23 protein-coding genes and 4 pseudogenes are annotated in these 25,484 nt (G+C 45.6%); 9 read left to right on the top strand and 18 right to left on the bottom strand.

Features of this window, described 5'->3' with window-relative positions:
• Positions 1–281: 281 nt before the first annotated feature.
• The 10 genes and pseudogenes from B5F53_RS21020 to B5F53_RS17680 form a co-directional block, all read right to left on the bottom strand.
• Positions 282–1,154: pseudogene (locus tag B5F53_RS21020) on the bottom strand (FAD-dependent oxidoreductase); the annotation flags it as partial.
• Positions 1,155–1,214: 60 nt separating this feature from the next.
• Positions 1,215–1,733 (bottom strand): annotated as a pseudogene (locus tag B5F53_RS21015) (2Fe-2S iron-sulfur cluster-binding protein); the annotation flags it as partial.
• 12 nt (positions 1,734–1,745) lie between these two features.
• The gene (locus B5F53_RS17715) at positions 1,746–3,500 is read right to left on the bottom strand and encodes an NADH-ubiquinone oxidoreductase-F iron-sulfur binding region domain-containing protein (RefSeq protein WP_087226398.1); all 1,755 of its coding nucleotides are present in this window, start codon (positions 3,498–3,500) and stop codon (positions 1,746–1,748) included.
• A gap of 11 nt (positions 3,501–3,511) precedes the next feature.
• Entirely contained in the window at positions 3,512–4,033 is a 522-nt protein-coding gene (gene nuoE / locus B5F53_RS17710; protein ID WP_087226395.1) for an NADH-quinone oxidoreductase subunit NuoE, read from the bottom strand.
• A gap of 184 nt (positions 4,034–4,217) precedes the next feature.
• Positions 4,218–4,928: a ClpP family protease gene (locus B5F53_RS17705; protein ID WP_087226392.1), complete on the bottom strand. Its 711-nt coding sequence runs from the start codon at positions 4,926–4,928 to the stop codon at positions 4,218–4,220.
• A 52-nt stretch (positions 4,929–4,980) separates the two neighbouring features.
• Positions 4,981–5,709 carry a YebC/PmpR family DNA-binding transcriptional regulator gene (locus tag B5F53_RS17700; RefSeq protein ID WP_087226388.1) on the bottom strand — a complete coding sequence of 243 codons (729 nt, stop codon included), beginning with the start codon at positions 5,707–5,709 and terminating at the stop codon, positions 4,981–4,983.
• Positions 5,679–7,025 (bottom strand): hemolysin family protein, encoded by a 1,347-nt coding sequence (locus B5F53_RS17695; protein WP_087226385.1) that lies wholly within the window; start codon positions 7,023–7,025, stop codon positions 5,679–5,681. Before B5F53_RS17695 ends, B5F53_RS17700 begins: the two co-directional genes overlap by 31 nt.
• A gap of 92 nt (positions 7,026–7,117) precedes the next feature.
• The gene (locus B5F53_RS17690; protein WP_087226451.1) at positions 7,118–7,465 is read right to left on the bottom strand and encodes a type II toxin-antitoxin system PemK/MazF family toxin; all 348 of its coding nucleotides are present in this window, start codon (positions 7,463–7,465) and stop codon (positions 7,118–7,120) included.
• 81 nt (positions 7,466–7,546) lie between these two features.
• Positions 7,547–9,028 (bottom strand): NAD(P)H-hydrate dehydratase, encoded by a 1,482-nt coding sequence (locus tag B5F53_RS17685; RefSeq protein WP_087226382.1) that lies wholly within the window; start codon positions 9,026–9,028, stop codon positions 7,547–7,549.
• Between the two features lie 72 nt (positions 9,029–9,100).
• Positions 9,101–9,745, bottom strand: coding sequence for a redox-sensing transcriptional repressor Rex (locus B5F53_RS17680; RefSeq protein WP_087226380.1), 645 nt, complete (start codon positions 9,743–9,745; stop codon positions 9,101–9,103).
• Between the two features lie 146 nt (positions 9,746–9,891).
• On the opposite strand from B5F53_RS17680, the gene B5F53_RS17675 reads away from it, so the two are divergent.
• On the top strand, positions 9,892–11,799 hold the full coding sequence (locus tag B5F53_RS17675) for an ABC-F family ATP-binding cassette domain-containing protein (protein WP_087226377.1): 1,908 nt from the start codon (positions 9,892–9,894) through the stop codon (positions 11,797–11,799).
• Between the two features lie 17 nt (positions 11,800–11,816).
• Here the strand turns inward: B5F53_RS17675 and B5F53_RS17670 are convergent, their stop codons facing one another.
• From B5F53_RS17670 to B5F53_RS17645, 6 genes are all read right to left on the bottom strand, one after another.
• Positions 11,817–13,019: an NADP-dependent isocitrate dehydrogenase gene (locus B5F53_RS17670; protein WP_087226374.1), complete on the bottom strand. Its 1,203-nt coding sequence runs from the start codon at positions 13,017–13,019 to the stop codon at positions 11,817–11,819.
• 14 nt (positions 13,020–13,033) lie between these two features.
• On the bottom strand, positions 13,034–14,425 hold the full coding sequence (locus B5F53_RS17665) for a 2-isopropylmalate synthase (RefSeq protein WP_087226370.1): 1,392 nt from the start codon (positions 14,423–14,425) through the stop codon (positions 13,034–13,036).
• Positions 14,426–14,508: 83 nt separating this feature from the next.
• Complete coding sequence (locus tag B5F53_RS17660; protein ID WP_087226367.1) at positions 14,509–15,354, bottom strand: S8 family peptidase; 846 nt, start codon at positions 15,352–15,354, stop codon at positions 14,509–14,511.
• A gap of 79 nt (positions 15,355–15,433) precedes the next feature.
• Positions 15,434–17,230 (bottom strand): ABC-F family ATP-binding cassette domain-containing protein, encoded by a 1,797-nt coding sequence (locus B5F53_RS17655; RefSeq protein ID WP_087226364.1) that lies wholly within the window; start codon positions 17,228–17,230, stop codon positions 15,434–15,436.
• 21 nt (positions 17,231–17,251) lie between these two features.
• On the bottom strand, positions 17,252–17,809 hold the full coding sequence (locus B5F53_RS17650; protein WP_087226361.1) for a manganese efflux pump MntP: 558 nt from the start codon (positions 17,807–17,809) through the stop codon (positions 17,252–17,254).
• 169 nt (positions 17,810–17,978) lie between these two features.
• On the bottom strand, positions 17,979–18,281 hold the full coding sequence (locus B5F53_RS17645; RefSeq protein WP_087226358.1) for a phage holin family protein: 303 nt from the start codon (positions 18,279–18,281) through the stop codon (positions 17,979–17,981).
• Between the two features lie 113 nt (positions 18,282–18,394).
• On the opposite strand from B5F53_RS17645, the gene brnQ reads away from it, so the two are divergent.
• On the top strand, positions 18,395–19,753 hold the full coding sequence (brnQ, locus tag B5F53_RS17640) for a branched-chain amino acid transport system II carrier protein (RefSeq protein WP_087226355.1): 1,359 nt from the start codon (positions 18,395–18,397) through the stop codon (positions 19,751–19,753).
• Here brnQ and B5F53_RS17635 read toward each other — a convergent pair.
• Entirely contained in the window at positions 19,748–20,089 is a 342-nt protein-coding gene (locus B5F53_RS17635) for a TIGR04076 family protein (RefSeq protein ID WP_087226352.1), read from the bottom strand. The two genes, brnQ and B5F53_RS17635, sit on opposite strands and share 6 nt — an antisense overlap.
• Before the next feature lie 65 nt (positions 20,090–20,154).
• Here B5F53_RS17635 and B5F53_RS17630 point away from each other — a divergent pair, with 65 nt between their 5' ends.
• A complete protein-coding gene (locus B5F53_RS17630) occupies positions 20,155–20,844 on the top strand; it encodes a Crp/Fnr family transcriptional regulator (RefSeq protein WP_087226349.1) in 690 nt (229 codons plus the stop codon).
• 257 nt (positions 20,845–21,101) lie between these two features.
• Here B5F53_RS17630 and B5F53_RS17625 read toward each other — a convergent pair whose 3' ends face one another.
• Positions 21,102–22,106, bottom strand: a complete 1,005-nt coding sequence (locus tag B5F53_RS17625; RefSeq protein ID WP_087226346.1) for an aldo/keto reductase — start codon at positions 22,104–22,106, stop codon at positions 21,102–21,104.
• A 212-nt stretch (positions 22,107–22,318) separates the two neighbouring features.
• Here B5F53_RS17625 and B5F53_RS17620 point away from each other — a divergent pair.
• The 6 genes and pseudogenes from B5F53_RS17620 to B5F53_RS17595 form a co-directional block, all read left to right on the top strand.
• A pseudogene (locus tag B5F53_RS17620) lies at positions 22,319–23,227 on the top strand (recombinase family protein); the annotation flags it as partial.
• 57 nt (positions 23,228–23,284) lie between these two features.
• Positions 23,285–23,635: pseudogene (locus B5F53_RS17615) on the top strand (replication initiator protein A); the annotation flags it as partial.
• Between the two features lie 243 nt (positions 23,636–23,878).
• Entirely contained in the window at positions 23,879–24,250 is a 372-nt protein-coding gene (locus tag B5F53_RS17610) for a DUF3796 domain-containing protein (RefSeq protein ID WP_087226341.1), read from the top strand.
• Positions 24,237–24,431 (top strand): helix-turn-helix transcriptional regulator, encoded by a 195-nt coding sequence (locus B5F53_RS17605; RefSeq protein ID WP_087226338.1) that lies wholly within the window; start codon positions 24,237–24,239, stop codon positions 24,429–24,431. Before B5F53_RS17610 ends, B5F53_RS17605 begins: the two co-directional genes overlap by 14 nt.
• Before the next feature lie 130 nt (positions 24,432–24,561).
• Entirely contained in the window at positions 24,562–24,981 is a 420-nt protein-coding gene (locus tag B5F53_RS17600; RefSeq protein ID WP_087226335.1) for an RNA polymerase sigma factor, read from the top strand.
• Positions 24,974–25,216 carry a helix-turn-helix domain-containing protein gene (locus B5F53_RS17595; protein ID WP_087226332.1) on the top strand — a complete coding sequence of 81 codons (243 nt, stop codon included), beginning with the start codon at positions 24,974–24,976 and terminating at the stop codon, positions 25,214–25,216. Before B5F53_RS17600 ends, B5F53_RS17595 begins: the two co-directional genes overlap by 8 nt.
• Positions 25,217–25,484 lie beyond the last annotated feature (268 nt).

The raw sequence follows: 25,484 nt of genomic DNA, 5'->3' as shown, positions 1-25,484 counted from the left end.
TTACATTCGAAGTAATCGTGGCATCCGCATTCCAGACAGCGGGCTGCATCTGCCTGTGCCTGTTCTTCGTCGTATCCGAATACTACTTCTGTAAAGTTATTCTTTCTTTCTTCTGCAGAAAGCTGTTCCATCTTCGGACGGCACATTCTCTCTCTGTCTTCGAAAGAAGCAGGGGTTAAATCCGTTCTCTTAACCGTATACTGAGGTTTGTAGCCGATGGTTTCCCCATTTAAGTAAGAGTCTACTACCTGGCTTCCCTTCTTGGCATCTGCAATGGATTCTACTGCGATGGAAATCTTATCATTTCCGCAGTCACCTCCGGCAAATACTCCCGGAATCTGAGTCATAAAGGTTTCCGGATCGTAAACGATTCCGTTCTTTCTGGTCAGTTCCAGTCCGTCAAATCCTTCTGGATTTACTCTCTGTCCGATTGCCAGAATTACCGTATCCACATCGATGGTCTTGGTTTCACCCTCTACCGGAATTGGCGCGCGGCGTCCGGACGCATCCGGCTCACCCAGTTTCATAACCTGCAGAACCATCTGTTTTGCTTTTCCGTTTTCATCTGCCACAATTTCCAGAGGATTGGTCAGATTCAGGAAGATTACGCCTTCCTCTTCTGCTTCTTCAATCTCTACCATATCCGCAGGCATTTCATCTTTTGTTCTGCGGTAAATGTTATATACTTTCTTTGCGCCCAGACGTACGGCTGTACGGCAGGCGTCCATTGCGGTATTACCGCCGCCGACGATGGCAACGTTTTCGCCCAGATCAATGGATTCGTTGCGTACGACTTTTCTCAGGAAATCAATTCCGCCGATAACGCCTTTGGAATCTTCCCCCTTACAGCGCACGCCTGTGGAAACCCATGCTCCGATACCGATGCAGACAGCATCGAAGTCTCTCTTAATGGTTTCAAAGGAAATGTCTTTTCCGATTTTTGTATTCGGAACCATGGTTACGCCCATTCTTTCAATCAGGGCAATTTCTTCATCCAGAACTTCTTTTGGAAGACGGTATTCCGGAATACCATAGCGAAGCATACCGCCCAGTTTCGGCATGGCTTCATAAATGGTAACTTCATGGCCTTTCTGTCTCAGGAAGTAAGCCATGGATAATCCGTAAGGACCACCACCGATGATGGCAACGTTCTTTCCTGTTTCCGGAGCGATTTCCGGCATGAACGGATCCTCGCCGAACATATCTGTATCTGCTGCAAAACGTTTCAGCCATGCAATGGAAACCGGTTCGTCTACCATACCACGGCGGCAGGCAGTTTCACATGGATGAGGGCAGACACGTCCGATGGAAGCCGGAAGCGGAATTTTATCTTTAATTAATTCAATGGCCTCTTCATAACGTCCGTTAGCAATTAAGCCCACATATCCCTGACAGTCCGTCTGAGCCGGACAGGCAAGTACACATGGAGGACGACAGTCGCCTCTGTGGTTGGAAAGCAGAAGCTCCAGGTTGGTTTTTCTGGATTCAATGACACGGTCTGTCTTTGTGCGTACAACCATATTTGGTGCGATTTGTGTGGCACATGCTTTGCAGAGCTTGGGATTTCCCTCTACTTCTACAACGCAAAGACCGCAGGCACCATAAATTTCTGTTCTTTCATCATAGCAAAGGGTGGGGATAACAATGTCGTTTTCCTTTGCAACTTCGAGAATGGTCTGTCCGGGAATTCCGAGACATTCTTTCCCGTCGATGTTTAATCTAAATTTATTCACAGTCTTTCCCTCCTAAACTCTTTCTACTGCGCCAAACTTACAAGACTCTTCACACTTACCGCACTTAATACAAAGTTCCGGATTAATCTCATGAACTTTCTTCTTTTCTCCGGTAATTGCGCTGACCGGACAATGTCTTGCACAGGCACCGCAGCCTTTACATGCATCTGTAATCTTATAGGAAATCAGAGCTTTACAGGATTTTGCAGTACAGGTATGGTTCGAAATATGATCTTCATATTCATTTCTGAAGTACCGGATAGTTGTCAGTACCGGGTTCGGAGCTGTCTGTCCGAGACCGCACATTGCTCCGTCACGAATCTTGCCTGCCAGTTCCTGCAGAAGTTCAATGTCTCCTTCTTTTCCTTCACCCTTTGTAATGCGTTCCAGAATTTCCAGCATTCTCTTGGTTCCGATACGGCAGTAGTTACATTTACCGCAGGATTCTTTTTTGGTAAAGTCAAGGAAGAAACGGGCCATGTCTACCATACAGGTTCTTTCATCCATAACGATCATACCGCCGGAACCTACGATAGCCCCTGTTTTATTAATATCTTCGTATGTAACAGGCGTATCAATCAGATCAGCCGGGATACATCCGCCGGACGGACCGCCCATCTGAACAGCCTTAAACTCTTTATCATTTTTAATTCCGCCGCCGATGCCGTAGATAACTTCCCGCAGGGTCATGCCCATGGGCACTTCCACAAGTCCGCCTTTTTTGATCTTTCCTGCCAGAGCAAATACTTTCGTACCTTTACTCTTTTCGGTTCCCATAGCGGCGAATGCTTCTCCGCCGTTGGCAAAGATCCAGGGAACGTTGGCATAAGTTTCCACGTTATTGATGTTGGTAGGCAGTTTCCAGTAGCCTTTTGCAGCCGGGAACGGAGGTTTCAGACGAGGCATACCCCGCTCGCCTTCCAGGGATGCAATCAGTGCAGTTTCTTCCCCGCAGACAAAGGCGCCGGCGCCGGCTTTAATCCGGATATCGAAGGAGAAATCGGTTCCGAACAGGTTCTTGCCCAGGAATCCTTTTTCCCTTGCCTGCGCCATTGCAATTTCCAGACGGGAGATCGCCAGAGGATACTCTGCTCTGCAGTAGATAATTCCTTCTGTAGCTCCTGCTGCAAATCCGCCGATAATCATACCTTCCAGTAAGGAGTGGGGATCGCCTTCCAGCACGGAACGGTCCATGAATGCACCCGGATCGCCTTCGTCTGCATTACATACCATATATTTTTGTTTTCCCGGATTGGATTTAATTGCATTCCATTTAAACCAGGTAGGGAATCCGGCACCGCCGCGGCCCCGAAGTCCGGATACTTTTACAACTTCAATTACTTCATCAGGAGTCATAGAAGTTACCACTTTTTTCGCTGCTTCGTATCCGCCTCTTGCTATGTACTCGTCAATTTTCTCCGGATTAATCAGACCGCAGTTTCTGAGAACAACACGGGTCTGCTGAGAAAGAAATTTCTTGTCTTCCTCGGTAATGGTGTATTCCGTTACCACATTGCCTCCGATTAAGTGTTCTTCCACGATTTTCTCTACCTTTTCCGGCTGACACTGCACATATCTGGCTTCCAGCTCATTCTGGTCATTGTACACATCTACAATTGGTTCCAGATAACAGGTTCCGATACATCCTGTTTTATCAATGATAACATTGTCTAACTTTTTCTCCGCTAGGATCCTCTCGAATTCGTTAGAGGTTTTCTTAGCGCCAGTTGCAATACCGCAACTACCTTGTCCTACAACAACTTTCATGTTTTTACCTCCTACGCATTCTTTGCCTTATAGTCATCCAGGATTTTCTTTACGGATGCCTTTGTCAGGTTTCCGAAAGTCTCCTCGCCGTCTGCTGTTTTTACCATCATGACAGGCGCCAGAGAACAGCAGCCAAGACAGGCCACATTATTCAATGTAAATAAGCCGTCTTCCGTTGTCTCCCCATCCTGGATTCCAAGATGTTCACAAACGGCTTCTTCAATCATATCGGAGCCGTTTACATGACAGGCAGTTCCCTTGCAGAGCATAATTAAATACTTTCCGATTGGCTGCAGACGGAACTGTGCATAAAAAGTTGCCACGCCATAGATTTTCGCAGGCATGATTCCTGTCTTCTCCGCAATATAATTAATTGCATCAAGAGAAAGGTAACCATAAATATCCTGGGTCTGCTGCAAAATTGTAATCAAACTTCCCGGCACCTTTGCGTACTTTTCCAGTACAGGCGCCAATTCGGTGAAATTCGCTTCCGCGTTTTCCCCTGTTTGACATCCACACTTCGTGCTGTTCATGATTTTCCCTCCTATTTTCTAATTTTTCATAAACATAGTAGTCCATTAAAATTATAGCATAAACGATCCAACAGTCAAAGGAAAAATCCTGGTATCTGCAAAATTATTATTAATTTTCCACGAAAAAACAAAAAAATACCTCCTTTGTATTTGATAAAATACAAAAAGGTATTCTTTTCTTCTCTTATTTTGTTGTAGCTTTCTTCTCTTTTTCCTCTATGAGCCGGTGGAGTTTTTCCATTGCTTCCTTAATTCCTCCTACCTCATTAATCAGCCCTTCTTCCACCGCCTCTTTTCCCTCCAGCATGGTACCCACGTCTTTTACAAGCTGAGAAGTATCCAGCATCAGCTCTTCCAGCCGCTTCTGGGTGATTCGGGAATGCCCGGAAACAAAGGCAGTGATTCTGTCCTGAATTTTCTCCATATTCCGGTAAGTCTGTGCTACCCCGATAAACATTCCGTTGGATCGCACGGGATGTATAACCATGGTGGCGCTTGGCACCACAAAAGAATAATCGGCGGAAACTGCCATCGGCACTCCGATGGAATGGCCGCCTCCCAGAACAAGAGATACTGTGGGGATACTCAAAGAAGCAATCATTTCTGCAATGGCAAGCCCGGCTTCTACGTCGCCGCCCACCGTGTTTAGCAGAATCAGAAGGCCGTCTACCCGCTTATCATCTTCAATCAGGGCAAGCTTAGGCAGAACGTGTTCGTATTTCGTTGTTTTACTGTGGGAAGGAGCCGACTCATGTCCTTCCACCTCCCCGATAATGGTTAAGAGTTCCACCCGGTGCTGTTCCTGATTGGCATCCAGGGTGATTTGTCCCATCTCTTCAATTTGCTGATTCTGTTCGTTTTCCTTTTCCAGCTCTTCTTTTTTCTTTCCGGACATAAAAATACCTCCAAGATCGTTCTTGAAGGTATTATGTGCAAAATCGCAGATTTTATTCTTCCCAGTTATGCCAAACGTCTGTGACATCATCGTCCTCATCCAGTAAATCCAGAGTCTTCTGCAAATCTTTAACAGCTTTTTCGTCTGTAAGCTGCACGTAAGTCTGGGGAATCATGGCAACTTCTGCCTGGGTCAGGGGAACATTCTCCTTTTCCAGAGCTTCCCGCACATTCCCGAATTCATCCGGATCGGTCAGAATTTCATAACTGTCTTCTTCTTCGCTGAAATCTTCAGCCCCGGCATCCAACGCCAGCATCATTAAATCATCCGCATCCATTTCACATTCTTCTTTGTCAATCAGGATCTGGCCTTTCTTATCAAACATGAAAGAAACACATCCCTGGGTTCCGATGCTTCCGTTTCCTTTCGTAAATGCGCTCCGTACATTTCCTGCAGTACGGTTTTTATTATCTGTTAAGGCATCTACAATGATGGCTACGCCGTTGGGGCCGTATCCTTCGTAGGTTACTTTTTCGTAATTGTCTGCACTGTCAGCTCCGGCTGCTTTTTTGATTCCACGTTCAATGGTATCATTGGGCATATTGTTCGCCTTTGCCTTGGCAATTACATCTCTTAATTTGCTGTTGTTATTGGGATCCGGGCCGCCTTCCTTAACAGCAATTACAATTTCTCTTCCAATAACTGTAAAAATCTTACCTTTTTTTGCGTCGTTTTTTTCTTTTTTGTGTTTTATATTTGCGAATTTTGAATGTCCTGACATATTTTTTCTTCTCCTTTGGTTTCTTTTAATTTTTCCACTCTTACTTTGCCTATGGTGTTTTTATCAATCGATAAAATCTGAAAACGATACCCGTTTGCAAGTACTTCCTCATCGTCCTGAGTTGGTATATGCCCCAGTATCGAAGTCAGATACCCGTTCAGAGTCTCAAACTCCGAATCCCCGAAGCTGATTTGAAGCTCTTCTTCCACGTCTTCCAGAGGAGTAAGCCCCTCCATCAAAATGCTGTTATCCACCAGCGGACGGATGAAAGTTTCATCCTCATCGTATTCGTCCAGAATGTCGCCCACGATTTCTTCCAGAATGTCTTCCATGGTTACCAGTCCGGAGGTCTGGCCATACTCGTCTACAACAACTGCAATATGTATCTTTTTTGCCTGCATGGATTTAAAAATATTTCCGATTCCCCTGGTCTCCGGAATAAAAGAAATCTGGCGAATCAGCCCGGCGATTTCGGAGATGGGTTTTTCCTTCGCCTTCTCGTTCCTGGCCACGATTCCCATCACATCTTTGTAGTGAATCAGACCGATAATATTATCCAAATCTTCCTCATAGACAGGGTATCGGGAATTCCCTTCCTCAAGCATGACTTCCATAGCCTCTCCCAGCGTCCTTTTCACATCGAATCCAATGATCTCTTTTCGATGAGTCATCACGTCCTGGGCCTCTGTTTCATTAAAAGATATAATATTCTGTATCATCTCTGCTTCGTTTTGTTCAATGACTCCCTGTTCATGAGCTTCTCCCACCACAGACATGATTTCTTCTTCTGTCAAATCTTCCCGCACCTTGTGGGGATCCACTCCGAACAGTCGGACGGTCAGATTGGTCAGCAGGGTGACAATCCATGTCAGGGGCATGAAAACCCACACAAAGAAACGTACCAGATTCACAAAACGATAGGCAATCTTCTCCGGATAAAAGGTTCCTATCCGTCTGAAAACAAGCGTGCCAAATGCCGCAAGCAGGATCACTGCAGCTAAGATAAGCAGAATCGTTGCGGCTTCTTTAAACATATAGTTTCTCAGGCTGTGTGCCATCTGAGGAACAAGAAAAGTTCCCAGGCAGATTCCCGTCAGCGAAGTAAGAATGGGAATGCTGTTTGCCAGCATTCTTGTATTTCCTTTTATTTTTTCTATGCCGGCTGCCTTTTTGTTTCCTTCCCGGACTTGTTTATCCAGTTCGGCAGGGCTTAAATTCTGCAATGCCGCGGAAAATCCATAAAAAGCCCCATTAATAATAATGAGTAAAATAAATATGATGCACCCCCATAAGGGGATACCAGTGCCATCTTCCATGTAACTTACTTTAACACTCCTTTTCCATTTCATTCTTTGAAAAATATATCATCTTCTTTCGCATTCGTCAAGAATCAGCCTGTTCCATGGGATTATGTAGTCAATTCCAGACTGATTTCCAGCGCATGATTTACTTTTTTCAGCATCGCCTGATCCAAATGGCAGACTTTATCCTTCAGACGCCGTTTGTCAATGGTCCGAAGCTGCTCCAGCAATATCACAGAATCCTTCACAATATCATACTCCGACGCATCAATTTCTATATGTGTCGGCAGTTTTGCTTTATTCATTTTCGAGGTTATTGCCGCACAAATCACCGTGGGACTGTGCTTATTTCCCACATCGTTTTGTATGATTAATACCGGACGAACCCCGCCCTGTTCGCTGCCCACCACTGGGCGCAAATCTGCATAATAAATATCCCCTCTTTTTATAACCACACGATTCACACTCCGATTCCTAGGTTTTCTATAGTATTCCCATATTCCTCCTGTGTATACCATGCAGTTGTTTTCTTCCTTCTAACAGAGGTTTTTTTCCATTTCTGCAAATGTTTCCGGCAAAAATTCTATAAGATCCTGCGCAGTCATACTTCTTTCCCCTTTTTGGCCGCGGGCCAGATCTCCCGATCTTCCATGGAGGTAGTTTCCAAGCACTGCCGCTTTCATTTGTTCCATCCCGTTTCCAAGAAGCGCCCCTATGATTCCGCTCAGAACGTCTCCGGATCCTGCGGTTGCCATTCCTGCGTTTCCATTGCCGTTTAACCAGCAGTTTCCCCTCTCATCTGCAATGACTGTTCTGGCGTCCTTCAGCACACAGACAATTCCCAGTTTTTCTGCCAGACGGCACGCTTCCCCTATCCGGTCTTTTTTTATTTCCTGAAGGGACTTTTTGCAAAGTCTTTCCATTTCTCCCATGTGGGGTGTCAAAATGCACCGGGGAGACAACCATTTTTCCCACTCCCGGTTTTCACTTAACAGATTCAGAGCATCTGCATCTGCCACCATTGGTTTTCTGCAGTTTTTCAGAAACCACTGTGTCTTCTGCCTGCTTTTTATGCTCTTTCCAAGGCCAGGGCCTATCACCACCGCATCGCACCAGTCTAATGCTTCCTGCCAGCTCTGTTCCTCTTCCCCGGTAGCCAGCATAGCTTCCGGCAAAAGCCCCTGAAGGATTATGCGGTTTTCTTCTTCTGTAAGGATTTTCACCATACCGCATCCCGCATAAAGACAGGCCCTGGCGCTTAAATAGGCGGCTCCTGCCATGTTCTTGCTTCCTGCCACGACCAGAACTTTTCCAAAGGTTCCCTTATTTCCGTCTTCTTTTCTAGGGGGCAGCCAGTTTTTGTCTTTTTCCTCCAGCATCCAGACATCGGTTCTATCCTCTTTTCCGGGATAAATTCCAATGTCTTTTACCAGAATCTTTCCTGCATAAGACGCCCCCGGATAGAAACAATGACCTCTTTTCATACACCCGAAGGTAACGGTGACATCGGCTTTCACTGCGATTCCAAGTACCTCGCCTGTATCTGCACAGATGCCGGAAGGGATGTCCACTGCAATTTTGCAGGCCTTTGTCTCGTTTACTTTCCGTATCACTTCCTTGTAGATACCTTCCACCGGACGGGATAAACCGATTCCAAAAACAGCATCTACTATAGTAGTATATTCATCCAGCCGCGGGTTATTCACCTGTCTTACCTGATAGTTCCGGGCGATCTCTATCTGTCTCTTTGTCTCTTCTGTATAATTCCCCGGATTTTTCACCATGCAGAATTCCGAAGGAATTCCCCAGAGATGGAGAATTCGTGCAATTGCCACCCCGTCTCCTCCGTTATTTCCGTTTCCACAAAGGACAAGCACCTTAATAGGATGTGTTTTTTTCACTTCTTCCGCTACTGCCAGAGCGGCCCGCTCCATCAGAACGCAGGAGGGAATCCCCATTCCCCTTATGGTTGTCTGATCCATTTCTTTCATTCTTCTGCCGGTCACAATTCTTTTCATAGATTTCCTCCAATAAAGAGACCCCTTTTATTAGATGGTCTAACAAAAGGGGATCGATTCCTGGTTTTTGTGTCAGTCTTTATGTTCCTGGCGATACTTGCTTAAATTGTAGGAAAGTGTCATCAGACTCTCTGAAAGATGTACGTTCTCCACAATTACATTTTCCGGAGTTTCCAAATCAATATGTGCGAAATTCCAGATTGCCTTAATGCCGTTGGTTACCAGAAGCTCCGCCATTTCTCCGGCTTTATTTTTAGGAAGTGTAAGGACAGCTATTTCCACATGGTTCTCTTTCAGGAAGAATGGCAAATCACTGATCATCTGAATCTCAATTCCACGAACGGCAATTCCCTCTAAGATGGGATTCACATCAAAAATTCCCACAAGCCGAAATCCCCGTTTCTCAAAATCCACATAGTTGGCAAGAGCCTGACCCAGATTACCTGCTCCCAGAATAATCATCGGGTGAACCGTGTCCAGTCCTAAGATCTTTCCGATTTCCGTATATAAGTAACTGACATTATATCCATAGCCCTGCTGGCCGAATCCTCCAAAATTATTTAAATCCTGCCGGATCTGCGATGCTGTTACCCGCATCTTCTTACTGAGATCATTGGAGGAGATACGCTCGACGCCCTCTTCCATCAATTCACCCAAATATCTGTAGTATCTGGGAAGCCGCTTAATTACCGCTTTTGAAATCTCTTTTACCTCCACCTGAATCCCTCCTAACTATGAAATTATTATATCCAACTGATAATTTTTTGTCAATTTAAAGATAGGGAATCTCCCGCCTTTTTCACATTTTTCAGTTGTCATTTTTCTTTTTTTCGATATAATGTTACTGAACAGGAGGTTATAAAATGATACTGGCATGTCATAACATTTGTAAAGCATTCGGAGAACACGTTATTTTACAGAATGCTTCTTTTCATATAGAAGATCGGGAGAAAGTTGCTCTGATTGGAAATAACGGCGCAGGCAAAACCACTTTGCTGCGCATGATTCAGGATGAAATCCCCCTGGATTCCGGTCAGGTAGTTCTGGCTAAAGGATCCTGTATGGGATATCTGGCCCAACAGCAAAATGTAAACGGACAGCTTACTATTTATGAGGAGTTACTGACTACCAAACAGTCTTTAATTGATATGGAGGAGAAAATCCGCTCTCTTGAACTGGAAATGAAAACTTCCTCCGGTTCCCGGCTGGATACTCTGATGAACACCTATTCCCGGCTGAATCACGAATTTGAATTAAAAAACGGCTATGCTTACCGCAGTGAAATCACAGGGGTTCTTAAAGGACTTGGCTTTTTAGAAGAGGATTTTGATCAGAAAGTAGCCACTTTATCCGGCGGACAGAAAACCCGGGTTGCCCTGGGTAAACTTCTTTTGACCAATCCGGATATTCTCCTTCTGGACGAGCCTACCAACCATCTGGACATGAATTCCATTGCCTGGCTGGAAACCTATCTGATTAATTATCCGGGAGCTGTTCTGATTGTTTCCCATGACCGCTATTTCCTTGATAAAGTAGTCACAAAAGTGGTGGAAATCGAGCAGGGACAACTGCTGTCCTTTTCCGGCAATTACTCTTCTTACAGCCTGAAAAAGGCACAGGTACGGGACGCCCAGTACAAGGCTTATCTCAACCAGCAGCGGGAAATCCACCATCAGGAACAGGTCATTGCCAAACTTCGTTCTTTTAACCGGGAAAAGTCCATTAAACGTGCGGAAAGCAGGGAAAAACTGCTGAACAAAATGGAAATCCTGGAGAAGCCCGCGGAACAGCCTTCCGCCATGCGAATCTCTCTGGAACCCCGGTATCTCAGCGGGAACGACGTACTTACTGTGGAAGATCTGTCCAAATCCTTCCCCGGACAGCCACTGTTTTCCCGGATTTCTTTTGAAATTAAGCGGGGAGAGCGGGTTGCTCTGATTGGAAATAACGGAACCGGCAAGACTACCCTTTTAAAGATTTTAAACGGATTGCTGGATGCTGATGAGGGAAAATTTGTTTTAGGGGCGAAGGTGCAGATTGGTTATTATGATCAGGAACACCACGTTCTGCATCCGGAAAAAACGATTTTTGAAGAAATTTCTGACTCTTATCCTACCCTTACAGAGACCCAGATCCGTAATATGCTGGCCGCTTTCTTATTTACCGGGGACGATGTATTTAAATCCATCTCCTCTCTTTCCGGCGGGGAACGGGGACGGGTTTCCCTGGCCAAACTTATGCTGTCAGAAGCTAATTTTCTGATTCTGGACGAGCCCACCAACCATCTGGATATTATGTCCAAGGAGATTCTGGAAGAAGCTCTCAACAGCTATACGGGAACAGTTTTTTATGTATCCCACGACCGTTACTTTATTAATCAGACCGCTACCCGCATTTTGGATCTGACCAACCAGACTCTGGTCAATTATATCGGCGACTACGATTACTATCTGGAGAAAAAAGAAGAGCTGACGGCGGCCTATGCCCCGGAGAAAGAGAAGGAACTCCAGGAGAAGGAAGTCTCTCAGGTGAAGCTTTCCTGGCAGCAGCAAAAAGAAGAGCAGGCCCGGCAGCGAAAACGGGAAAATGATTTAAAGAAAGTAGAGGAACGCATTGAAGTTCTGGAAACCCGGGAGAAGGAAATTGATGAGACCCTGCTTCTTCCGGAAGTGTGCACCAATGTGGCCAGATGCGTGGAATTATCCAAAGAAAAAGACAGTATCTCTGAGGAACTGGCCGGATTATATGAAAAATGGGAAGAACTTGCCTGAAGTTCTTCCCTTTCTTTTTATGCTTCCAGGGCTTTCCGGATTTCTCCGATAAATTCCTGGCTGTTTAATACAACCGGATTTTCCAGGGTTGTAATTAACGCCAAATCCTTGGTCATCTTTCCGCTTTCAATTACAGACAAGGTTGCCTTTTCTAATTTATCGGCAAAACTCATCAGTTCCTGATTGCCGTCCAGCTCGCCTCTCTTGCGAAGGGCTCCGCTCCAGGCGAAGATCGTAGCCACAGAGTTGGTGGATGTTTCTTCTCCTTTCAGATGACGATAATAATGACGCTGTACCGTTCCATGGGCAGCTTCGTATTCAAAGTATCCTTTGGGAGATACCAGGACAGAGGTCATCATAGCCAGAGAGCCGAATGCTGAAGAAACCATATCGCTCATTACATCGCCGTCATAGTTTTTGCAGGCCCAGATAAATCCGCCTTCGGCTTTCATTACACGGGCTACAATATCGTCAATCAGGCTGTAGAAATAGGTAATTCCTGCTTCCTGGAATTTCTCTTTGTACTCGTTTTCGTAAACTTCTTCAAAAACCTTTTTGAAATAACCATCATAGGTTTTGGATATGGTATCTTTGGCTCCGAACCAGACGTCCTGTTTCAGTGAAAGCGCATAGTTAAAGCAGCTTCTGGCAAAGCTTTCGATGGATGTCTCCAGATTGTGCATACCGCCTACAACACCTTTTCCCTGGAACTGATGTACCAGTTCCCGTTTCTCGGTTCCGTCTTCTCCTGTATAGACCAGCTCTACTTTCCCCGGTTTGTCAATAAACATCTCTGTATTTTTATACACGTCTCCATAAGCGTGACGGGCCAGGGTGATAGGTTTTTTCCAGTTTCTCACACAGGGCTCAATTCCTTTTACCACGATGGGCGTACGGAAAACCGTTCCGTCCAGAAGGGCACGGATAGTACCGTTGGGGCTTTTGTACATGTTCTTTAAGCTGTATTCTTCCATGCGGGCCTGATTAGGAGTAATGGTTGCACACTTAACGGCCACTTTGTATTTCTTCGTCGCTTCTGCTGCGTCAATGGTTACCTGATCGTCCGTCTCATCTCTGTGCTTCAGTCCCAGATCATAGTACTCTGTTTTCAGATCGATAAAGGGGAGTAACAATTCCTCTTTTATCATCTTCCACAGAACTCTTGTCATTTCATCTCCGTCCATCTCCACCAGGGGAGTTGTCATTTGAATTTTACTCATTCTTATCTCCTTTTCTATTTCAGTTTTATCTGCAGTCTGTCTGCTGTCTCCTGAATCACGGCTTCCAGCTCTTCGTCGGTCAGAACTGTGACTCTTCCGTCTTCGTATTCCCGATCTACCCATTCTTTTACCAGAGCTACCAGTTCTGATTTTTTGTCAACATGGCTCTCTTTCGGCAGCCGGTAATGGGTATTAATCCAGTGGGCAATCCCTGCCGCACCGGAAGTATTGGATACCGCCACTTCGACCGGACGGTTCAGGAATTTTTCGGTATCGAAAATATTATAGATTTCTTCGTTTTTAAGAAGTCCGTCCGCATGGATTCCTGCCCGGGTGATGTTGAAGTTTTTCCCTACAAAAGGAGTCCTGGGCGGAATTTTGTATCCGATTTCCTTCTCATAATATTCTGCCAGCTCTGTGATTACAGCCGTATCCATACCTCCCAGGTTTCCTCTTAACTGTGCATATTCAAATACCATAGCTTCCAGAGGGGTATTGCCTGTCCGCTCTCCGATTCCAAAGAGAGAGGTATTTACACCGCTGGCTCCATACAGCCAGGCTGTGGTGGAATTGCTGACTGCTTTATAGAAGTCGTTATGTCCATGCCATTCAATTAATTCCGAAGGAACACCTGCATGAGTCATAATTCCATAGATAATTCCCGGCACGGAACGGGGAATCACGGCTCCCGGATAGTTCACACCATATCCCATAGTATCACAGCAGCGGACCTTAATGGGAATTCCATACTGCTGGCGCAGTTTCATTAACTCCAGGCAGAAAGGAATCACATATCCATATATATCTGCGCGGGTAATATCTTCCAGATGGCAGCGCACACTGACCCCGATTTCCAGGCATTCCTTTACAACGCTTAAATAATGCTCCATGGCCTGGCGCCTTGTCATCTTCATTTTATAAAAGATATGATAATCGGAACAGCTTACTAAAATCCCGGTCTCTTTCATTCCCATGGATTTTACAAGCTGAAAATCCTCTTTACTTGCACGAATCCAACTGGTTACTTCCGGAAATTTATACCCTCTTTCCATACATTTTTCTACAGCATCCCTGTCTTTTTTGCTGTACAGGAAAAACTCAGATGCCTTAATCTTTCCATTGGGCCCGCCCAGTTTATGTAAGTAATCAAAGATTGTCACAATCTGCTCTGTGGTATAGGGCGCCCGGGACTGCTGTCCGTCCCGGAAGGTGGTATCCGTTATCCAGATGTCTTCCGGCATATGGTGGGGTACAATTCGATCGTTAAATGCTATCTTCGGTACTTCAGAGTACGGGAATAGATTGTGAAACACATTTGGTGTTTCCACATCTACCAGTGGATACATATGTTCTTCCAGTTCCAGAAGGTTTGTGTGGTCATTCATTTTCACTGGTCTGTCTTGCATTTTGCATTCCTCCTTATCACTAGCCTTCATTGTATATAAATTTTTTTCATTCGTCAATGTCTTTTCCGTTCTCATCCTATTCTTCAAAGGCTCATAAACTTCTGAAAATCAAACCTTCCCCACCCCTGCTGGTTATGGGGAAGCCCCATGTCCCGGGCGCTTTCTTTCAGCATCATTTTAATTTCTACGTTCGTTAAATCCGGTTCCTTCTCTAACATCAGAGCAATGGCGCCGGAGATAAAAGGAGTTGACATGGAAGTGCCGCTTTTGACCGTATATGGCTGAGAACTGCGGGCATAAGGAGGCGCGCAGGATGTAATATGGTTTCCGGGCGCAACCAGATCCGGCTTGCATACACAGTCTAATGTGGGACCTCTGCCGGAAATCCCCTGTCTGCCGCCCAACAGATCGCTGGATCCTACCGTTATCACTTTCCTGCTGCTTCCAGGCGCCGTTACACTGCCGGGTTCCGGTCCCTGATTGCCTGCGGCCGCCACCACGACCAGCCCCTGATCCCAGACTTCTTCCACCCCTTCAATCAGGGTATTGTGATCCAGTCTGGAATGGCAGGTCGTTCCCACCGATATATTTACAATCCGGATTCCATACCGGTCTTTCTCTTCTAAAATCCAGCGGAAAGCTTTGAGAACGTCTTCTTTTCTTCCGTTTCCGTAGCGATCCAGGACTTTCAAACCAATCAGCTCACACCCCGGCGCCGCTCCCTGGTATCTGCCCGCGGAAGCAGTCCCGTCTCCTCCCAGAATCCCCGCCACATGCGTCCCGTGTCCGTTATCATCGTAAGGAGTCTTCCGTTTCCCCACAAAATCTTTAAATCCTGTAATCCTCCCGGAAAAGTCGACATGGGGATAAATCCCTGTGTCTAAAATTGCTACGCCGACTCCTTTTCCTGTATATATTTTCTTCTGCATGTCTGTTTTCCTCCCCATTGTTCCTACTGTTATAACTTATTCCGGGGAAAGAAATCTGCGCACTGAAAATGTTCTGTTTTTACTGGTTTTGACCTTCTATTTTCTCAGCAAGTTCATTTAAATAGACCCATCGTTCTGTTTTCTCATCCAACTGTCTTTTCTTCTCCTCTATCTGCAGAGTCAGCTCTGAGAGTTTTGCTGAGTTTGTGGCGTTTTTCAGCATTTCTTTATTTAACGCCTCCACTTCTGCTTCCAGTCCGGCAATAACGTCGTCTATGATTTCAAACTCTTTTTGCTCCTGATAAGTAAATTTCAGTTTCACCGGACGATTCTGTTTCCATTCTTTTTTGCTGTTCTTCTTTCCTGTCTGAGCCGACTTGTGCTGCCCGGATTCTTCTTCCTGATTTCTTCTGTTTTTGGCCTCCAGATAATCCGTATAGCCGCCCTCATACTGTCTCAGATGTCCCCTGCCGTCAAATTCCAGGATGCGATCCACCACATTATCCAGAAAATAGCGGTCATGGGATACGGTAATTACAATTCCGGGAAAGGTATTCAGATAATCTTCCAGAATGGTCATGGTGGGAATATCCAGCGAATTTCCGGCTTCATCCAGAATCAGTGTGTTGATTTCCCGGGACAGGACTCCCAGCAGATACAGCCTTCTCTTCTCCCCTCCTGAGAGCTTCCCGATGGGCGCATACTGCATCTGAGGAGGGAATAAAAATCGTTCCAGCATCTGTGAAGCGCTGATCTTTCCGTCTCTTGTGGAAATATACTCTGCAATATCCCGGACATAGTCAATTACCCTCTGTTTGTCATCCATCTCAGGTTCTTCCTGGGCAAAGTAGCCGATTTTGATGGTCTCTCCAATTTCAATTCTTCCTTCGTCCGGCTGCACCAGACCGGCAATCATCTTCATTAAAGTAGATTTTCCGCAGCCGTTGGGACCGATAAATCCCAGCCGCTGATTCCGCAGCACGATGTAATTGAAATCATCCAGTAAGAGTTTCTCCCCGTAGCGTTTGCTGATATGGTGAAATTCTATGGTTTTCTTTCCCATTCTGGCCTCCGGGGCATCCAGTTCCACACTTTTTGCCTCTTCCAAAGCCTTTCCCTGCTTCAGCAGTTCCAGACGTTCCAGCCTGGCTTTCTGCTTCGTGCTTCTTGCCCGGCAGCCTCTTTTTGCCCACTCCAGTTCCATCCGCAGAATGCTCTGCCTTTTCCGTTCAGAAGCCAGCTCCCGTTCCTCTCTTTGCGCTTTCAGTTCCAGAAATCCGGAGTAATTAGATTCATAGCTATATACATTCCCCTGACTGATCTCCAGAATCTGATTGGTTACCTGATCCAGGAAATAACGATCGTGAGTTACCATCAGAATCGTCCCTTTCCAGGCTTTCAGATATTCTTCCAGCCAGGAAACCATTTCCTGGTCCAAATGGTTGGTAGGCTCGTCCAGAAGCAGCAAATCAAAGTCTTCTGCCAGCACTTTTGCCAGGGCCACTTTCTTTTTCTGGCCTCCGGACAGTGTCTCTACCGGCACGTCATACCGGGTAATTCCCAGACGGTTTAAATTGCTCTGCACCTTCCATCCCTGTTCTTCGCCTCCCATTCTGGAGTAAGACTCAATGGTCGCTTTCTCAGGAAACAGGGGATTCTGATCCAGATAGGCAATTTTCAGTCCGTTTTGTGTAACAATCTGCCCTTCGTCCGGCTCCTCCAGTCCGGCTATCATTTTCAGAAGAGTGGTTTTTCCTGTTCCGTTTATTCCGATGATTCCTATTTTATCTCCCTGACAGACTCCGAAAGAAGCCTGGTGAAACAAAACTTTCTCTCCAAAGATTTTACTGATGTGTTCCACGTTTAATAAATTCATCTCTTACGCCCCTTCCCTGTATTACAATATTCCCAGATGCTCCAGTAAAATTTTCAGTCCGATTATGATTAAGGCAATTCCTCCAAGCAGTTCCGCGCAGGAACGGTATTTGGATCCGAAAATATTCCCCAGCTTTAATCCTGCTGCCGATAATGCGAAAGTAGTAATTCCGATGCAGAGAACCGCCGGAAGGATCTGTACCTTCAGAAAGGCAAAAGTAATTCCCACTGCCAACGCATCAATACTGGTGGCCACTGCCAGAGGGAGCATGATTTTAAAAGAAAAGGAATCATTCATCTGCTCCGACTCTTTTCGGGACTCCAGAATCATGTTCAGGCCGATAATTCCCAAAAGCCCAAAGGCGATCCAGTGATCAACTTCCGTAATCAGGGCCTGAAATCTGGTTCCAAGAAGATACCCGATAAGAGGCATCAGGGCCTGAAATCCTCCGAAATACAGCCCCACTATGGCCATGTGTTTCTTCCTGATCTGACAGACTGCCAGTCCTTTGCATATGGATACGGCAAAAGCATCCATTGATAATCCCACTGCTACAATTACTAACTCTAATATACCCATTTCTCATCCTCCGCTTGTTTACTGTCAGGAGACATAAAAACGAGACTTATCTGTAGCTGCAGATAAGTCTCGTCAATTAAGACAATGCCAGGAATCTTCCAGTATGTTGACATCATCACACCTTGTGCCGACTACTCCCTTATTCCGTATGATTCTAGCATGAAATGGATTATTTTTCAATCTTTTTATTGTCTTTCATCTGTTTTATCATCTGATAAACATAAGTACTAAGCCCCGCTACTAAAATCCCCTGGGTAAGGGAGGTAAATGCGGCCATTGCAATCTCTTTGGGTGTTTTCATTGCTTCCGTTGCAAATACATAGAGGGTGCAGATAAGGATTCCGCAGATTCCGTTTAGCAGAGGAATAAAGCGGCAGTCCAGAATTTTGCTCTTTTTTACCGCCACTCCCAGAAAATAAAGTACCACAGCCACAACAAACAGCTCCGGCTTCACATAATCCATAAATTCCATGATGGTTTCTCCGTTTTTCTTTTAATTTATGCAGAGGGCGAAATAAGGTGCAATCGCGTGCTTTTCATGATATGATAAAATCTGGTAAAACTAAAAGCAGGGTGATTATAACTATGAAGAAAAAACTAAAATTACAGGAATTAATCTTTGTTGCAAGTATGCTTTTCGGAATGTTTTTCGGAGCAGGGAATCTGATTTTCCCTGTTTCCATGGGACAGCTTGCCGGAAACCAGATGTGGCAGGCATCTGCCGGATTTCTCATTACGGGAGTTGGCCTTCCCCTTCTGGGCGTGGCGGCTCTCGGGGTGAGTCAGAAGAACGGTCTGTTTGAACTCAGCAGCCAGGTGGGCAGACGGTACGGGTTCTTTTTCACCTGCGCCCTTTATCTGACCATTGGTCCCTTCTTTGCCATTCCCCGCTGCGCCACCGTATCTTTTACTGTGGGAATGGAGCGGATACTGCCTCCCCATGGACAATTCTGGGCTCTGGCCGGATTTTCCCTGCTCTTTTTTGGTGCTGTTCTTTTCTTCTCTCTCCGTCCGGGAAATATCCTGACCTGGATCGGAAAAATTTTAAACCCGCTTTTTTTGTGTTTTCTCGGTATCCTGATTATCCGCACTCTTCTCTCCCCCATGGGACGCATTTCAGAGATTCCGCCTTCTTCCGGTTATGAATCCGGCGCCTTTTTCACCGGTTTTCTGGAAGGTTATAATACTATGGATGCTCTGGCCGGACTGGCTTTCGGAATTATTATCGTCAGTGTCATCCGGGATCTGAATATTCAAAGAGCAGAAGATGTTGCCGTAAATACCTTGAAAGCCGGGCTTTTAAGCTCTCTTTTCATGGCCGCCATCTATCTGCTGGTTACCGTTGCAGGCGCACAGAGTCTTGGAACTTTCTCTGCTTCTTCCAACGGCGGGGAGGCTCTGGCCATGATTGCAGAATATTATTTCGGTCCGGCCGGCGCGGCTATTCTGGCAGTGACGGTGACCATTGCCTGTCTGAAAACAGCCATCGGCTTAATCACAAGCTGCGGGGAAGCTTTCCGCCAGATCTTCCCAAACGGTCCTTCTTACTCTGCCTGGGCCGTTTTATTCAGTCTCCTCTCTTTTCTGATTGCCAACCTGGGACTGGATACCATTGTGGCCTATTCCATGCCGGTACTGATGTTTCTCTATCCACTGGCTATTACCTTGATTTTGCTGACCCTTCTGGGACGTTTTTTCCAAAACGACAGAAAGGTCTGGATTCTGGTAACCGGATTTACAGCTCTGGCTTCTCTGTCTGATTTTCTCAATGCACTGCCCTCAGAAACTCTGGCTTTTTTGCATCTGCAGACTTTTGCTTCCGGCGCCGCCACATTTTTCCCTTTTTCTCAACTGGGATTCGGATGGGTCTGCCCTGCTGCCTTCGGATTCCTGCTGGGGACTATCTGGCATTTCTTTGAAGTTGGGAAAGAAAAAAATTTATGACTCATTTTCCTCATCTATATCAATACGTTCCAGTTTGAAAATAACCGGCCTTGTTCCATCGTTGCAGCAGGCTATCATCATTTTTTCATCATTTGTCCAACCGGCCATGATGGATCCGCCCTGAAGGGCGGAGTAGATATACCGGCTTACGCAGTCCCATGCTTCCGCGCAGAATTTTCCATTAAGCATGCTCATATATTCCTCCGGCCCCACAAGAAATTCCTGGCCGTCCCGGAAAAATTCACATTTTCCGGATTTTGGATTGGCAAGATATTGCTCCTGCAGATCGGAAAAAATTTCCCGGCGCAGTACGGTGATCTTCACTTTGTGTGTCATGATAATTCCTCCTTTTTCTATTTCGTGATATAATAGAATGAAATAAACTTGAAAGGGGACAACCCATGGGTCAGATTCTTCCTAAATATTTTTTCTCCGGTGAATATACTGCCTTTTATCCCGAACTTCTGTCTCTGCCTCACAAAGAGATTGTCTGCTCCGCCGGGGAATTGCTCTGGGGATCCGGAGAACCAATCACAACGATTTTTTATTTTCGTTCCGGCGTTGCCCAATGCTATGTAGAACATGAGGACGGGCACCGGAAAAACCTGTCTTTTCATGGCGCGGATACCATATTTCCAGGTATTCAGAAGGCGGATTTTAAAATTGAAAAGTCCATTCTCTTAAAAGCCTTGACGGATATTGAGGCGACGGCTTTTGACCGCAGTGAGTTCTATCAGTTTTCCCTGGAGCACCCGCTCTTTATGGCACAGCTTTATGAAATGCAATCCGCATATGTGAATATGCTCATTTATGATGCAGCTCACCAACGATACAACCCAACCTTTCTTAAAGTGTGCAACTTTCTTTTTTTAATGGCATATAACGGTTCGTCCCATGGTCGTTCCATAAGCATCTCCCAGGAAAATATTGCAGATACCCTTGGTGTGGGACGTAATCATGTAACTAAAAGTCTGTCCCGGCTGCGACAGGAACATATCATTCAACTGCGCCGCTGTCATATTGAAATCCTGGACTTTGACAAATTATCGGCGTACTGTTCTCTGGAAACCATCGATACCCCTTTCCTATAACAAGTATAGTCAAATAGAGAGCTTTCTTCTGTTCCCCAGAGAACAAAACGAAATTAAGTCCCACGAAACAAAAAACTGACGGTCAGCATTGCCGTACGCCCCAGTCCCATCATTGGTCTGGGACAGGCAAGATTCATCCGTAGAAAGTCTTTTCCATTTCCTCCAAACTGACTTTAACCTTTTCCATCAAAAACACCTCTGCTTCCTCTTCCTAAACTTCTCTGTTTCCCTGTAACTCCAATGCTGTTATACATTACTTACTTTTTTTCATCCAGCAGCATAACGCCCGGTTCAGGGTTTTTATCAATCGCTCCTACAATCGGATGGGGAACGTACAGTTCTTCCAGATATTCCACATCTTCCTGTGTGATTTTTATATTCAGCGCTCCTGCTGCGTCATCTAAATATCTGGCTTTGGTCGCTCCGATAATGGGCGCCGTCACCCCTTTTGCCCACTGCCAGGCAACAGCAATCTGCGCCATTGTACAGTGATATTTCTCTGCCAGTTTCTGAACACGTTTTACAATCAGAATATCCTGCTGCTCCATACGATCATATTTTCCGGCTGCGACCCTGTCTGTCTTCCCTCTTTGGGAATCGGATTTCCACTCAGGTCTGGTTAAGTGTCCTGCTGCAAGAGGGCTGTAAGGCATCAGAGAAACATTCATCTGTTTACAGATGGGAATCAATTCCCGTTCATCTTCCCTGTAAAGCAGGTTATAATGATTCTCCATTACAGAAAACGGCGTCCATCCATTCTCTTTCGCTGCCACCTGCATATTATAGAACTGATAGCCATACATTGCAGATGCGCCGAGAATCCGCACCTTTCCTGCCTTTACAACCTCATGAAGCGCCTCCATCGTCTCTTCTATGGGCGTATCATAATCAAACCGATGAATGATATATAAATCCAGATAATCTGTTCCAAGTCGTCTGAGACTTCCGTCAAGTTCCCTTAAAATTGCTTTTTTAGACAGACGTCCTTCATTAAAGTATACTTTAGAAGCAAGAACTACCTGATCTCTGGATACATTTCTTTTAATTGCCCGTCCCAGGTACTCTTCACTGGTTCCGTCGGAATATCCGTTCGCCGTATCAAAAAAATTGATTCCCAGTTCCAGAGCATGTCTGATTACTTCTTCACTCTGCATCTCATTCAGCGTCCAGTCATGCATCGTTCCTGCCCGGCCAAAGCTCATACAGCCCACACACAGTTTTGAAACCTCTACATCTGAATTTCCCAGTTTTGTATATTCCATTTTCTCAGCCTCCTGACAGATAAATTTTACTTATCTATATTCTAAATCTTTCCTGTTTCTGTGGGAAATACCTGCTTCATATATCATAAGATACCTTTTCGGCATTTCTCAGATAGGCCCGACCCTGTACTGCAAAAAGGAAGATACCGTCCTTAAAGGGTTAATCTGTTAAGGACAGAGAAAATAAAACCGCAGAAAGTGAGGTGCAGAGCATGAGGACAGCCACAGAAGCCAAGAAAATCACAGCTTTATACGAGCGTTTGAGCCGAGATGATGAATTACAAGGCGAGAGCAACAGTATCAAAAACCAGAAACAGCTTCTTGAAAGCTACGCCCACAAGAACGGCTATTCCACTATCCGGCACTTCACAGATGACGGAGTAAGCGGAACGACTTTTGAGCGTGAGGGCTTTCAAGCCATGATTGCCGAGGTAGAAGCCGGAAATGTGGGCGCAGTTATCGTAAAGGACATGAGCCGCTTTGGGCGTGACTATCTGAAAGTCGGTTTTTACACCGAAGTCATGTTCAAGGAAAAGGGCGTGCGGTTTATCGCTATCAACAACGGCATAGACAGCGCAAACCAACAGGACAGCGATTTTACCCCGTTCCTAAACATTATGAACGAGTGGTACGCAAGGGACGCAAGCCGCAAGATACAAGCGGTTTTCAAATCCCGTATGCAGGACGGCAAGCGTGTTTCCCCAAGCGTTCCCTACGGCTATTTGAGAAGCCCCGAAGATAAACAGAAGCTAATCATTGATGAAGAGCCTGCCGCCGTTGTGCGCCGGATTTATCAAATGGTAATCGAGGGGAAAGGCGTTACCGCCATAGCGGATATTTTGACCGCTGAAAAGGTGCTGATACCGTCAGCCTACGCAAAAATCCATTGCCCCGAAAACGACCACAGCAAAGGCTTTACAAATCCCTATCTCTGGTCTGCCACCGCCGTTTCCTATATCCTTGAAAAGCAGGAATACATGGGGCATACGGTACTGGGAAAGACAGTCAGCGTCAGCTACAAGACCAAGAAGCGGCGCAAGGCAGAGCCGGACGAACTGATGATTTTCAAGAATACCCACCCCGCCATTGTGGACGAGGAAACATGGCATTTAGCGCAGAAGTCTGCCCCCTGTTTGTTCCGTCTGCGCTGTTTGAAGTGGGAAAGGAGGATTGAGTGAATGGGTTTTCCATACTTCTACGGCAGAGCCGCCGAACAGTACGCCTTTTACCGCATACCGAAGCTGCTGTTTTCTGATGAACGCTTTGAAGCCCTCTCCACAGACGCAAAACTGCTGTATGGTATGCTGATAGACCGCATGGAGCTTTCCATGAAGAACGGTTGGACGGATAAGGACGGGCGTGTGTTTATCTACTTCACACTGGAGGACGCAAGGGAACGGCTGAAATGCGGCACTGAAAAGATTGTGAAGCTGTTTGCCGAACTGGACAGCGAGAAAGGTATCGGGCTGATTGAGTGTGTTCGGCAAGGCTTAGGCAAGCCGAACATTATCTATGTCAAGAACTTCATGGACGATACTTCCCTCTATGACTGGTAGGCGTGGGAGGGAAAGGGTTTGGGAAAGGAAAGGAAAGGATAGGATTGATAGATAAGTCTGTTATACTTGTATTGATATAATCAGCTTTATACACTTCGATAACCGAAATTCAGGAACTACGGAAATCGAAAGCCAGAGGTATTGACTTCCATTTTTGTTTGTGGTATATTTATAACACAAAGATAGAAATACACCACATTCAAGGAGGACGATACTATGAAATCAAGACACTATCTGTATGGACTTATGGGATTGCTGTCATTGTTGGGATTTATCGGTGTTTTTACAGAGGAACGAGCCTTTTTAGCTTTCTTTGCCTTTGTTGTTGACTTTGAATATTTCTTTATCAAGACAGATGAAATGCTTGAAGAATATATCAACAAATCCGCTTCAAGAGCCTTTTATTGCGGAATGGTAACAACCGCCGTTGTTGCACTGGTCTGCTTCTTTGTAAATCAACACGCCGCCAATGCCGCCCTTTTGTATGGCTTTGCTTCTGGTTGGGGCGTGTCTGTTGCCGTACATGGTTTTTCCATTGGATATTACAGATTTAAAGAAGGTTGGGGGCTTGAAAATGATAAAGAATAGGATAAAGGAGTATCGAGCCAAATATGATATGAAACAGGAGGATTTAGCCAGATTAGTTGGTGTACGCCGTGAAACGATAGGCAACCTTGAAAAAGGCAGGTACAATCCCTCTTTGGTATTAGCGTGGAATATCGCTAAAGTGTTTAATGTGACAATCGAAGAAATCTTTACAGTGGAGTAACCGAAAGAAGCGTTTTTTGATATGCAGTATCAAGAACGCTTCATTTTGTGTTCAAGAATATCGGTGCCGTTCCCCACCTCTCCCGTCTGCTTTGCGTAACTATCACACAAACAGACAGGAGGAAAACCGAATGAGCGAAAACATAGAAATCTTGCAACGCCAGTTTGACGCATACTGTACGAAAGTCTTGAAGTATGCCGCCATTACCTACTACCATGCCAACCGCCGCCGCAAGGCGCATGAAGTGTCCTTTTCTTCCCTACTGGAAAAGGATTTAGCCGAGGTCAGTACCACAGACAGCTATCCTTGTATGCTTTACCATTTCCAAGTGAGGGAATGGCTTATCGAGGTGCAGAGTGAACCGTTGGGAAACGCCATAGAACAGCTTACCCCGTACAGACGGGAAATTATCTTGCTGTCCTATTTCTTAGGCTTCAAGAACAAAGAGATTGCCGCCCTCTACGGCTGTAACGCCAGAAATATCAGCCACCACAAAATGAGGGCTGTCCGGCAAATACGGGCAGAAATGGAGGTGCGCCGCCATGAGTAGGAAATACAAAGACCGCTATCTGCCCGTTGAGGTAATCATAGCCGCCACACAGGGAGAAGCCGCCGCCATTCAGACGGTACTGAAAACCTATGAAAGCTATATCCGCAACAAATGTATCAAGACGGTTTATGACGAAAGGGGGCTTGTGCATTACGGGATAGACACCGATAAAAAAGACTTTATGGAACGCCGCTTAATTCATGCTGTCGTGGAGAATTTCAAGATAATCGGATAAGACAGCAGGACAGACAGGGGTAGTCAGAAAAAAGCTGATTGCCCTTGTTGAATAGGGATAGGAAATACAGGCGAGGTGTGATATAATGAGAACAGCAAATTAGAATTTATCGAACATATTCCTCTCCCAACCAATGGTTGAGTTTGATAATTAAGAGGACAACTCCGATTATCTCAAAAAAGCCCGTAAATCCGGGCAAATCACGGGATAGGGGAACCGAATTTACTACCAAATTACTACTTTTGGATTGAGCCGGACACGCTTACTA

The sequence above is a fragment of the Blautia sp. An249 genome, assembly GCF_002159835.1.
Classification (GTDB): Bacteria; Bacillota; Clostridia; order Lachnospirales; family Lachnospiraceae; genus Blautia_A; species Blautia_A avistercoris.
The sequence above is the reverse complement of the archived record's forward strand: the minus strand, read 5'-3'. Positions and strand labels throughout refer to the sequence as shown.

Excerpts from the sequence above, each read along its gene's own strand:
- B5F53_RS17715 (WP_087226398.1), bottom strand. The coding sequence starts at position 3,500 with ATGAAAGTTGTTGTAGGACAAGGTAGTTGCGGTATTGCAACTGGCGCT.
- nuoE (WP_087226395.1), bottom strand. The coding sequence starts at position 4,033 with ATGAACAGCACGAAGTGTGGATGTCAAACAGGGGAAAACGCGGAAGCG.
- B5F53_RS17705 (WP_087226392.1), bottom strand. The coding sequence starts at position 4,928 with ATGTCCGGAAAGAAAAAAGAAGAGCTGGAAAAGGAAAACGAACAGAAT.
- B5F53_RS17700 (WP_087226388.1), bottom strand. The coding sequence starts at position 5,709 with ATGTCAGGACATTCAAAATTCGCAAATATAAAACACAAAAAAGAAAAA.
- B5F53_RS17695 (WP_087226385.1), bottom strand. The coding sequence starts at position 7,025 with ATGGAAGATGGCACTGGTATCCCCTTATGGGGGTGCATCATATTTATT.
- B5F53_RS17685 (WP_087226382.1), bottom strand. The coding sequence starts at position 9,028 with ATGAAAAGAATTGTGACCGGCAGAAGAATGAAAGAAATGGATCAGACA.
- B5F53_RS17675 (WP_087226377.1), top strand. The coding sequence starts at position 9,892 with ATGATACTGGCATGTCATAACATTTGTAAAGCATTCGGAGAACACGTT.
- B5F53_RS17670 (WP_087226374.1), bottom strand. The coding sequence starts at position 13,019 with ATGAGTAAAATTCAAATGACAACTCCCCTGGTGGAGATGGACGGAGAT.
- B5F53_RS17665 (WP_087226370.1), bottom strand. The coding sequence starts at position 14,425 with ATGCAAGACAGACCAGTGAAAATGAATGACCACACAAACCTTCTGGAA.
- B5F53_RS17660 (WP_087226367.1), bottom strand. The coding sequence starts at position 15,354 with ATGCAGAAGAAAATATATACAGGAAAAGGAGTCGGCGTAGCAATTTTA.
- B5F53_RS17655 (WP_087226364.1), bottom strand. The coding sequence starts at position 17,230 with ATGAATTTATTAAACGTGGAACACATCAGTAAAATCTTTGGAGAGAAA.
- B5F53_RS17650 (WP_087226361.1), bottom strand. The coding sequence starts at position 17,809 with ATGGGTATATTAGAGTTAGTAATTGTAGCAGTGGGATTATCAATGGAT.
- B5F53_RS17645 (WP_087226358.1), bottom strand. The coding sequence starts at position 18,281 with ATGGAATTTATGGATTATGTGAAGCCGGAGCTGTTTGTTGTGGCTGTG.
- brnQ (WP_087226355.1), top strand. The coding sequence starts at position 18,395 with ATGAAGAAAAAACTAAAATTACAGGAATTAATCTTTGTTGCAAGTATG.
- B5F53_RS17635 (WP_087226352.1), bottom strand. The coding sequence starts at position 20,089 with ATGACACACAAAGTGAAGATCACCGTACTGCGCCGGGAAATTTTTTCC.
- B5F53_RS17630 (WP_087226349.1), top strand. The coding sequence starts at position 20,155 with ATGGGTCAGATTCTTCCTAAATATTTTTTCTCCGGTGAATATACTGCC.
- B5F53_RS17625 (WP_087226346.1), bottom strand. The coding sequence starts at position 22,106 with ATGGAATATACAAAACTGGGAAATTCAGATGTAGAGGTTTCAAAACTG.
- B5F53_RS17610 (WP_087226341.1), top strand. The coding sequence starts at position 23,879 with ATGAAATCAAGACACTATCTGTATGGACTTATGGGATTGCTGTCATTG.
- B5F53_RS17605 (WP_087226338.1), top strand. The coding sequence starts at position 24,237 with ATGATAAAGAATAGGATAAAGGAGTATCGAGCCAAATATGATATGAAA.
- B5F53_RS17600 (WP_087226335.1), top strand. The coding sequence starts at position 24,562 with ATGAGCGAAAACATAGAAATCTTGCAACGCCAGTTTGACGCATACTGT.
- B5F53_RS17595 (WP_087226332.1), top strand. The coding sequence starts at position 24,974 with ATGAGTAGGAAATACAAAGACCGCTATCTGCCCGTTGAGGTAATCATA.